This is a genomic window from Kitasatospora sp. NPDC057512 (assembly GCF_042802135.1).
Classification (GTDB): domain Bacteria; phylum Actinomycetota; class Actinomycetes; order Streptomycetales; family Streptomycetaceae; genus Kitasatospora.
Map to the genome: position 1 here is coordinate 1 of NZ_JBHVET010000304.1, position 9,293 is coordinate 9,293.

Sequence of the window (9,293 nt, forward strand, 5' to 3'; positions counted from 1 at the left end):
CACCGGGAGTCTGGGCACGCTCTCCGACGGCTGGGTGGAGGTGCGCTGGACCCCGGAGGCACAGGCCCAGCTGAACCGCTTCCACGCGATGGTGGACGTCGTCGCCCCGGCGCGCATGGTGATGGACCAACGGGGCCCGGCAGTCCACCTGCCGATCCGCTCCGCCGTGGGCGACCCGTCCCTCGCCAACCCGCCGAAGGCGCACGGCGACGGGGCGCTGGACGGCGGGGTCTCCGTCCGCACCTCCAAGGGCGACTACCGGGTGGTCAACCTGTCCGGCGCGATCAAGGACGGCCTGGGCTCGGGCCGGTGCGAGGTCAGCGGGGCGGAGATGGGGCACCGCTCGGCCTTCCGCTGCGGCCTCACCGAGGGCAAGCTGACGGCCGATCCGGTGCCGGCCGGGAAGCCGATGAAGGTCCGGCTCAGCGGGGTGCCGCTGCGGCCCACCCAGGAGGCGGTGGACGCGTACACCGCCAACTTCGGCGCGCACCCGGTCACCGTGGACACGGTGCTGGCCTATGTCACGGCCCAGGGGACGTACACCCCTCCTCCGGCCGCCCAGGAGCAGAAGCCGTAGCGGGCCGGTCGCGGCGGGGCGTCCGGGACTGGGCGGGCACGCCGCCGCCGAAGCGCCGCTCGCGCGCCGCGTACGCCCGGACCGCCCCGCGCAGCCGGGCCAGGTCGTAGTCCGGCCACGGCGTGGGGTCGAACAGCAGCTCGGCGTAGGCGAGGTGCCAGGGCAGGAAGTTGCTGGTCCGCTGTTCCCCGGAGGTGCGGATCAGCAGGTCCACGTCCGGGAGGTCCGGAACGTACAGGTGCCGGGCGAGGTCGGCCGGGCCGATCGCCTCCGGGCGGATCCGGCCCGCCACCGCCTCGGCGGCCAGGCTCCGTGCCGCGGCCGCCAGTTCCTCCCGTCCGCCGTAGTCCACGCAGACCGTCAGCGTCAGCGTGCCGTTGTTCGACGTCAGGCTCTCCACCAGCGCGATCGAGGAGGCGAGCGACTCGTCCACCCGGTCCCGCCGACCGCACCAGCGGATCCGCACGCCGAGCGCGTGCAGGCCCTCCGCGCTGCGGGTGAGGCCGTCGGCCAGCGAGTCGAACAGCGCGGTCAGTTCCTCGGGCGGGCGGTCCCAGTTCTCGGTGGAGAACGCGTACAGGCTCAGGTGGCGGATGCCCAGCCGCAGCGCCGCGTTGACCAGGCGCAGCGCGGCCCGCTGCCCGGCCCGGTGGCCGTGCTGGGCGGGCAGCCGGCGGGCCTCGGCCCAGCGGCGGTTGCCGTCCATGATCACGGCGACGTGGGCGGGCGCGCCCTCGGGAGGCGCGGGCCGGACGCGACGGTGGGGCGTGGTGCCGTCGGAGCTCAGCGGGGTGAGGCCCTCGGTCAGGACGCGCGAGCGCAGCAGGGTCACTTCGTCGTACTGGAGCTGGGCGCCGAGCAGCAGGGTGTGCAGGAACGGGCGGCAGCCGGGGGCGGCGAGCCAGGTGGCGGGCAGGGCCTGCTCCAGCAGGCGGTGCAGGTGCGCCTGCTGGCTCTCCACCAGTTCGTCCAGGGCGGCCCGGCGGTCGTGTCGGACGTCGTCCTGACCATCGCCTCGGCCGAAGTCGGCGACGGTCAGGCCGAGTCGGCGCAGGTCCTCCCGCGGCAGGTAGCAGCGGCCGGCCGCGAGGTCGAGCGGGAGGTCCTCCAGGATGTCCGCCAGCTGGCAGGCCTCCCCCAGCGCGGACAGCGCGCCCGCCGCCCGCGGGCCTCGCGCACCCAGCAGCGGGGCCCACAGCTCGGTGACCGTCCCCGCGACGCCCCGCAGGTGGCGGCGCTGGTCCGCGTGGGTCTCGAAGGCGGGCGGGCGGGCGCCGTCGGCCCGGGTGGCGTCCAGGAACTCCTCGACCAGCGTCCGGTCCAGCTCCCAGCGCCGCACGGTGTCGACGAAGGCCCGGCGCAGTGGGTGGCCGCTGCGGCCGGCCGCGAGCTCGGCCAGGGTGTCGGCCCGCCAGCGGGCGAACCGGCGCTCCCGCTCGGCGGGGGCGGCGGCGCCCTGGCCGTCGAAGGCGTCGGCGCTGCCCTCGTCACCGCGGGAGTCGGCAGCGGCGTCGTGGGCGTCCTCGTCACCGCAGGGGTCGGCAGCGGCGTCGTCGGCGATCCGGTCGGACCGGGAGGCGAAGCCGTTGACGGCGTGGAAGTACGGCCGCACCTCGGGCGGCAGCGTGTCGCTGATCGCCCGCAGCGAGGCCTGGTGGGCGGCCAGCTCCTGCTCGCAGAGCCGGTACGACTCCGCCAGCTCCGGCGGACCGCCCACCGCCGCCGCCCCGTTCCCCGCCATGCCCGTTCCCCGGCCCTCTCCGCTCCCACGCACCGTGCGCCGTGCACTGTGCACCGTCTGGTCAACGAGGCGGCGGCGGATCGGTGGCGATCCGGGCGGACCCCGGCCTTCGCCCCCGGCTCCGCGCGTCGTCCGGTCCGGTCCAGTCCAGGCCGGTCCAGTCCGGTCCGGTCCGGTCCGGCCTCAGCCGAGGTCGGCCGGGGACTCCACCACCACGCCGTACAGGTCGCCGATCATCGCCAGCGCCGCGCGGTGGACCTGGGCGGCCGTCAGTCCGGTGCCCGCCGACTCCAGCGGGCGGGTGGCGCAGGCGGCGGCCACGACGGTCGGGCGGTTGCCGCGCAGGAAGGCGCCGGCCGTGGTGAAGGCCACGCACATGTGGGTCATGAACCCGGCGACGACGACGTCCTGGCGGCCGGCCGCGTCGAGCAGTTCGCCCAGCTCGGTGCCGACGAAGGCGTCCGGGGCCTGCTTGACCACCACCCGCTCGCCCTCGGCCGGGGCCACGCTCGGGTGGATCCGTCCGATCTCGGCCCGGATGTCGTACGGGGTGCCCTCGCCGCCGTCGTTGATCACGTGGATCACGGGGGCGCCGGCTTCCCGGGCCCGGGCGAGCAGGTCGGCCCCGGCGTCGAGCGCCTCCTGCCAGCCCTCCAGCTCCATCACGCCGCGCACGTAGGTGTTCTGGTAGTCGATCATGATCAGGGTCGAGTCGCCGAGCACGGCGGGCTTCTCGTCGAGGCCGTTGAGGGTGCGCAGGGTCGTCGTGGGCATGAGGTGCCGCCTTCACGGTCGGGAGTCGGGATCTCGCAGGTCACACCTGGTGCGGCCGGCGTCGAAAACGCTACGGGCGGCGCTCCCGTGTCGGCAATGTCGCCTAACATGCAGATTCCGACATCGACGGGGAAGAGCACCCCGGGGGACGAGGGGGAAGCAGTGCCCGCACCGGCCGCGCAACGGCTGATCGTCATCGTGCTGTTCGAGGGCGTCGATCTGCTCGACGTGACCGGCCCGCCCGAGGTGTTCTCCCTGGTCCGCCGGGAGACCGACGACGCGACCGGCTACCGGGTCGTCCTCGCCGCCGAGACGGCGGCGCCGGTCACCACCGCGGCGGGCGTGCGCATCCTGCCCGACCTCACCTTCGACGAGGCCGCCCGGAGCCGGATCGACACCCTGCTGGTGCCCGGCTCGGTCGAGGTGGACGAGCGCCGCCGGGTCCGCGCGCTCACCGACCCGGCGGTGGTCGACCGGGTCCGCACGCTGGCCGCCCGCTCGCGCCGGGTGGCGAGCGTCTGCGTCGGTGCGCACCTGCTCGCCGCCGCCGGGCTGCTGGACGGGCGGCGCGCCACCACCCACTGGTCCACGGCCGGCCAACTCGCCGACGAGCACCCGGAGATCGAGGTCGACCCGGATCCGATCTTCATCCGCGAGGGCGAGGTCTGGACGGGCGCGGGCATCAGCGCCTGCCTGGACCTGTCGCTCGCCCTGGTCGCCGAGGACTTCGGCGAGGAGCTGGCCCTGCGGGTCGCCCGCCAGCTCGTCATGTACCTCAAACGCCCCAGCGGCCAGAGCCAGTTCAGCGTCCCACTGGAACCCGTGTCGACCACCCGGCGGATCGAGGAGCTGCGCCACCACATCCTGCGCAACCTCTCCGGGCGGCTCACCGTCCCGGACCTCGCGGCCCGCGCCCACGTCAGCGAACGGCAGTTGACCCGGATCTTCAAGACCGAGCTGGGCACCACCCCGAGCGCCTACGTCGAGTCGGCCCGGGTCGAACTGGCCCGCCACCGGCTGGAGTCCACCGACGCGACGCTCGAACGCATCGCCACCGCCTGCGGGTTCGGCACCGTCGACACCCTGGTGCGCGCCTTCCGCCGCCGCCTCGGCACGACGCCGACCGACTACCGGCAGCGCTTCCGGACGGCTGCCGCACCCGCCGCACCCGCCGTGGCCGACCCGGCCACCGCACCCACCGCGGTCCCCGCCGCCGTCGGCTCAGCCGTCACGGCAGCCGGACGGTGAACTCCGTACGGCCGGACCGACTCGCCACCGTGCCGCCGTGCGCCCCGACCGCGGCCGCCCCGGGAACGACCGTTCCGGCCTACGCCCGCTCCTGCTGCGCCGCCCGCCAGGCCTCCCAGGCGACCAGCGGCGCGAGGTACGACCAGCGCCGCGAGCCGTCCGGACAGGTGCCGCCCTCGACCAGCTCGGAGACCGTACGGCGGGTGAAGGGCACCCAGACGACCATGTCGTGCTCGAAGGTGCTGTGGCAGGCCTCGCGGCGGCGGTCGATCCCGGCCGCGTCGAGCCGGGACCGGACGGTGGCCACCAGCGTGTAGCAGGAGGCCGGCTCGCTCCAGCCCAGCCAGGTGATCACGGTCGGCCCGACGTCGTCCGGCAGCAGCCCCAGCTCCTCCTCCAGTGCCCTCCGGACCAGCCCGTAGAAGTCCTCGGCGGCGCCCGGTTCGTCGCGGTACTTCATCGTCTCGTTGATCCCGACCGTCCACTGCGCCGGGAAGGTGTTGACCGCCAGCGAGCGGCGGAGCAGCAGCAGCCGGCCCAGCCGGTCCCGCACCGCGACGCAGGCGCTGACCATCGTGGGCGGGGCGACGGCCACGAAGCTCGTCAGTCCCTCGTCCAGGGCCGCGCGCAGCAGCCGGGCCGCCGCCGGATCCTCCCGGCCCAAGCGGGTGGTGGCCATGCACTCCGCGTAGTCGCTCTCGGCGATGTCCACCTCGCAGACCCGCGCACCGCCGTGCTCGCCGTGATCGACCGTCAGCCGTGAGATGTACGCCGTCCGGCCCGCCGCACCGGCCGCCCGCTGGCGCCCCACCTCCTCGGCCCACCCGGCCGCGTCCAGCGCGTGCGGCCGCTCCACCCGCCCCCGGTGCGCCGTCACCAGCGTGCCCGGCGCCAGCGGCCGGGCCGCGGACCAGGTGATCAGCGGCGCCAGTCCGTCCGCCCGCACGTCGTGCGCCCGGGCCGCCGCCGTCAGGCTCGCCCGCCGGACCCGCGGCGCCGGCACCCGGGAGCCGAGCCGGGACCCGCCGAACTTGGCGAAGTCGTACACCAGATTGGTCACCACGCCGAGCAGCAGGGCTCCACCGATCCCCAGCAGCCACTCCATCCCGGTCCCCCACTTCCGCGATCGATCCCGCCCATTGTGGAGGCGCCCCGCGTGGCGGCGGAAGGGGCTCCACCCTCGCGATGGCCTGCGGATCGGCCTCCGTGATGACCTCCGGGCCGGCTCCGGAGCGGTCCGGGGCCGGTCCCGGAGCCGGTGCTAGGGTGATCGAAAAGTCGGCCCGGGGCTCGGAGGCACTGAACAGTCGTGCGGACGCCCAGGATTGACGGAGCCACGGCCCGGCCGACCGTCCACCCGGGCCGCCCGGGCCCGCGCGCCTTCGCCCGGTCCGCGGCACGCCGCTTCCCCGCCGCCGCCCGCTACCTCCTGCTCTGCCTCGGCACCGGTCTGGCCGCGCTGGTCGGGCTCTGCCTGCTGCTCGTCGTCCTCGCCCTCTGCCTGGTCGGCGTGGGCCTGCCGCTCCTCCTTCCGGCCCTGCGACTGCTGCGCCGCCACGCCGACTTCCACCGACGCCGGGTCGGCGCCCGGCTCGGCGGCGAGCGGCCGCGCACGCCGTACGGCGACCGGCTGTCCGTACGCGACCCGGCCGTCGGCAAGGACCTGCTCTGGCTGCTCGCCCACGGCACGGCCGGGACGGCCCTGTGCGCCGGCGCCCTCACCCTGTGCAGTCACGCCTTCAACTGGCTGACGGCACCGGTGTGGTGGCAGCTGCTGCCGGACGAGCGCGGGAAGATCATCCTGCTGACCGTCGACTCCTGGCCGATGGCCGCCGCCGCGGCGCTGGGTGGCGTCGGCTACGCCGCCGTCGCCCTGGCCGCGCTGCCGCCCCTCGCCGACCTGCACGCCCGGCTCTCCATCCGGCTGCTGGTCGCCCGGCCCCGCGTGTCGCTCGCCCACCGCGTCCGGGAGCTGACCACCAGCCGGTCCGAGGCGCTGGACGCCCACGCCGCCGAACTGCGCCGGATCGAACGGGACTTGCACGACGGCGCCCAGGCCAACCTGGTGGCCGTCTCGCTCCGGCTCGGCATGATCCGCCGCGCGCTCGACCAACGCCCCGAGCAGGCCGCGGCGTTGGTCGACTCCACCCAACTCGTCGCCGAACAGGCCCTGGAGTCGCTGCGCACCCTGGTGCGCGGCATCCACCCGCCGCTGCTCGCCGACCGCGGCCTGACCGAGGCCGTACGGTCGCTCGCCGCCCGCTGCGCCGTGCCCACCCGGGTCGAGCTGCACAACTCCGAGGCGTCCGAAGGCCGTTCCGAGGGCCCTTCCGCCGACCGATCCGCCGACCGATCCGCCGACCCGTCGCCGCGCGCACCGGCCGCCGCCGAGGCCGCGGCCTACTTCGTGGTCTCCGAGGCACTCGCCAACGTCGCCCGGCACAGCGGTGCCCGCGGCGCCCTGGTCCGGCTGCGGATCACCGCCGCCGCCATCACCGTCCGGGTCGAGGACGACGGCCGGGGCGGTGCCGTCGAGGGTGCCGGAAGCGGCCTGCCCGGCCTGCGCCGCCGGGCCGCCGCGTTCGACGGCACCACCCGCCTGTCCAGCCCGCCCGGGGGCCCGACCATCCTGGAAGTGGAGATCCCGTGCGGATCCTGATCGCCGAGGACAACGCCCTGCTCCGCGAGGGCCTGGTCCTGCTGCTGCACAGCGAGGGACACGAGGTGTGCGCGACCGTCGAGCACGGCGACGAGCTGCTGCCCGCCCTGCTCGACCACCGCCCCGACGTCGCCGTGGTCGACGTCCGGCTGCCCCCGGACTTCCGCGACGAGGGCCTGCGCGCCGCCGTCGAGGCCCGCCGCCGACTGCCCGCGCTGCCCGTCCTGATCCTCTCCCAGTACGTCGAACGCGCCTACGCCGCCGAGCTGCTCGCCGACAGCGCCACCGGCGTCGGCTACCTGCTCAAGGACCGGGTCGGCCGCGCCGAGGAGTTCCTCCAGGCGCTGCGACGGGTCGCCGAGGGCGGCACCGCGATGGACCCGGAGGTCATCTCCCAGCTGATGGCCCACCGCGTCGGCCCCGACCCGCTGGCCGCCCTCACCCCGCGCGAGCGCGAGGTCCTCACCCTGATGGCCGAGGGCCACAACAACCCGACCATCGCCCGACTCCTCTTCCTCGCCGAGAGCTCGGTGAACAAGCACATCGGCAGCATCTTCGGCAAGCTCGGCATGCCCACCCCCGACACCGGCCACCGCCGGGTCCGCGCCGTCCTCACCTACCTGCGCACGCTCGCCGAGCACTGACGCGTTCAGCCCTCGGCGGCCGCCAGCCGCAGCTGCTCCTCCTCCACGATCAGCGCCGCCAGCGACTGCTCCGACACGTCCACCGCCTCCGGCGTCGACTCCGCCACCTCGCTGCGCCGCGCGTACTCGTCGAACAGCCGGCCCTTCGCCCGCAGCAGGTCCAACACCCGCTGGTCGACGCTGTCCGCGGCGAGCAGCCGGTGCACCCGCACCCGGCGGACCTGCCCCATCCGGCGCGAGCGGGCCACCGCCTGCTCCTCCAGGGTCGGCTTGACCTGCGGCTCGCACAGGATCACCACCGAGGCCGCCTGGATGTTCAGGCCCACGCCCCCGGCCTGGATCTGGCAGAGCAGCACCGCGTGCCCGGGCGCGGCACTGAACCCGTCCACCACGTCCTGCCGCCGCGCCGACTCCAGCGAGCCGTCGATCGGCCCGAACGCCCCCTGTTCCAGGGCGACTCGGACGGCCGTCAGGACGTCCCGGAAGAACGAGAAGACCACCACCTTCAGCCCGCCGTCCGCCGCCTCCCGGACGATCTCCAGCAGCCGCCTCAGCTTGGCCGACTCCGCCGGGTCGGCGTACCCGGCGCGGCGCATCGCCGGGAAGTTGCCCGCCGCGACGGCCGACCGGTAGGCGGCGAGGTCGGCGGGCGAGAACTCCTCCCACTCGTCCACGTGCACCACCTCGGGCAGCTCGGTGAGCACGTCCTGCTGGTTGCGGCGCAGGTACGCCGGGGCGACCGCCTTGCGGAAGGCCGCCGGCCCGGCGGCCGCCGAACCCTGCCGGACCAGCGGCACCAGCGCGGGCTGGAGGTACTCCACCAGGGTGCGGAACTCCTCCACCCGGTTCTCCATCGGCGTCCCGGTGAGGAACAGCACCCGCTCCACCCGCTCCGCCCAGGCGGCCACCGCCCGGGAGCGCTGCGCGGCACGGTTCTTGACGAAGTGCGCCTCGTCCACCACGACCATCCCGACCGCGGCCGCCTCCGCCACCTCCGACGCCTCCAGGCGGCGCAGCCCGTCGAAGGTCACCACCGCGACCCCGCCGTCCCGGAGCCACTCGGCGAGCGCCGCCTCCCGCTCCGGGCCGTGCACCCGGAACGCCCGCAGGGTGCTGCGCGACTCGACCTCCCGGATCCAGTTGATCAGGACACTGGCCGGGCAGACCACCAGGAAGTGGGTGCTCCCCCGGGCCCGCAGGTGCGCCAGCACGGCGATCGCCTGCACCGTCTTGCCGAGGCCCATCTCGTCCCCGATGATCACCCGCCGCTGGGCGAGCGCGAACCGCGCCCCGAACGCCTGGTAGCCGCGCAGCGAGACCCGGCAGTGGGCGTCGTCCAGCGGCTCGGCCCGCACCCGGTCCGACAGGTCCTCCGGCAGGAACCCCTCGGCGGCGGCGAGTTCGACCCCGGCCTCCTCGACGATCCCGCCGAGCACGCCGTAGTAGTCGGCCGAGCGGAGCTCGAAGTCCGTCCACGCCTCGACCGGGTCGAGCGGCGGACGCAGCAGGTCGACCGAGGCCTGGGCGAACAGCACCGGGACCTCCCGCGCGCCGAACCCGACCAGCGCCTCCGCCAGGGACTCGACCGCCGCCTGCGCCACCGCCCGCCGCTCCCGCCCCGCGAACAGCCCGCGCAGCACCCCCCGGGCC

General features: G+C 75.4%; 8 protein-coding genes. 4 read left to right on the forward strand and 4 right to left on the reverse strand.

What is annotated here, in order from left to right; genetic code table 11:
• On the forward strand, nucleotides 1-577 hold a 577-nt coding region (locus ACFU6K_RS20500; RefSeq protein WP_380664960.1), incomplete at its 5' end, for a hypothetical protein.
• Here the strand turns inward: ACFU6K_RS20500 and uppS are convergent.
• Nucleotides 522-2,318 carry a polyprenyl diphosphate synthase gene (gene uppS / locus ACFU6K_RS20505; RefSeq protein WP_380664962.1) on the reverse strand — a complete coding sequence of 599 codons (1,797 nt, stop codon included), beginning with the start codon at nucleotides 2,316-2,318 and terminating at the stop codon, nucleotides 522-524. The two genes, ACFU6K_RS20500 and uppS, sit on opposite strands and share 56 nt — an antisense overlap.
• Before the next feature lie 183 nt (nucleotides 2,319-2,501).
• Nucleotides 2,502-3,092 carry a cysteine hydrolase family protein gene (locus ACFU6K_RS20510; RefSeq protein ID WP_380664964.1) on the reverse strand — a complete coding sequence of 197 codons (591 nt, stop codon included), beginning with the start codon at nucleotides 3,090-3,092 and terminating at the stop codon, nucleotides 2,502-2,504.
• Between the two features lie 162 nt (nucleotides 3,093-3,254).
• Here ACFU6K_RS20510 and ACFU6K_RS20515 point away from each other — a divergent pair, with 162 nt between their 5' ends.
• Nucleotides 3,255-4,340: a GlxA family transcriptional regulator gene (locus ACFU6K_RS20515; RefSeq protein ID WP_380664966.1), complete on the forward strand. Its 1,086-nt coding sequence runs from the start codon at nucleotides 3,255-3,257 to the stop codon at nucleotides 4,338-4,340.
• 79 nt (nucleotides 4,341-4,419) lie between these two features.
• Here ACFU6K_RS20515 and ACFU6K_RS20520 read toward each other — a convergent pair whose 3' ends face one another.
• Entirely contained in the window at nucleotides 4,420-5,445 is a 1,026-nt protein-coding gene (locus tag ACFU6K_RS20520; RefSeq protein ID WP_380664968.1) for a hypothetical protein, read from the reverse strand.
• Nucleotides 5,446-5,649: 204 nt separating this feature from the next.
• Between ACFU6K_RS20520 and ACFU6K_RS20525 the strand changes: the two genes are divergently transcribed.
• Together ACFU6K_RS20525 and ACFU6K_RS20530 are read left to right on the forward strand one after the other, a co-directional pair.
• Nucleotides 5,650-6,999 carry a sensor domain-containing protein gene (locus ACFU6K_RS20525; protein WP_380664970.1) on the forward strand — a complete coding sequence of 450 codons (1,350 nt, stop codon included), beginning with the start codon at nucleotides 5,650-5,652 and terminating at the stop codon, nucleotides 6,997-6,999.
• Nucleotides 6,987-7,643 carry a response regulator gene (locus tag ACFU6K_RS20530; protein ID WP_380664972.1) on the forward strand — a complete coding sequence of 219 codons (657 nt, stop codon included), beginning with the start codon at nucleotides 6,987-6,989 and terminating at the stop codon, nucleotides 7,641-7,643. The genes ACFU6K_RS20525 and ACFU6K_RS20530 overlap by 13 nt, the downstream gene beginning before the upstream one ends.
• Nucleotides 7,644-7,648: 5 nt before the next feature.
• Here ACFU6K_RS20530 and ACFU6K_RS20535 read toward each other — a convergent pair.
• The coding region (locus ACFU6K_RS20535) for a DEAD/DEAH box helicase (protein ID WP_380664974.1) at nucleotides 7,649-9,293 on the reverse strand (1,645 nt) is incomplete at its 5' end.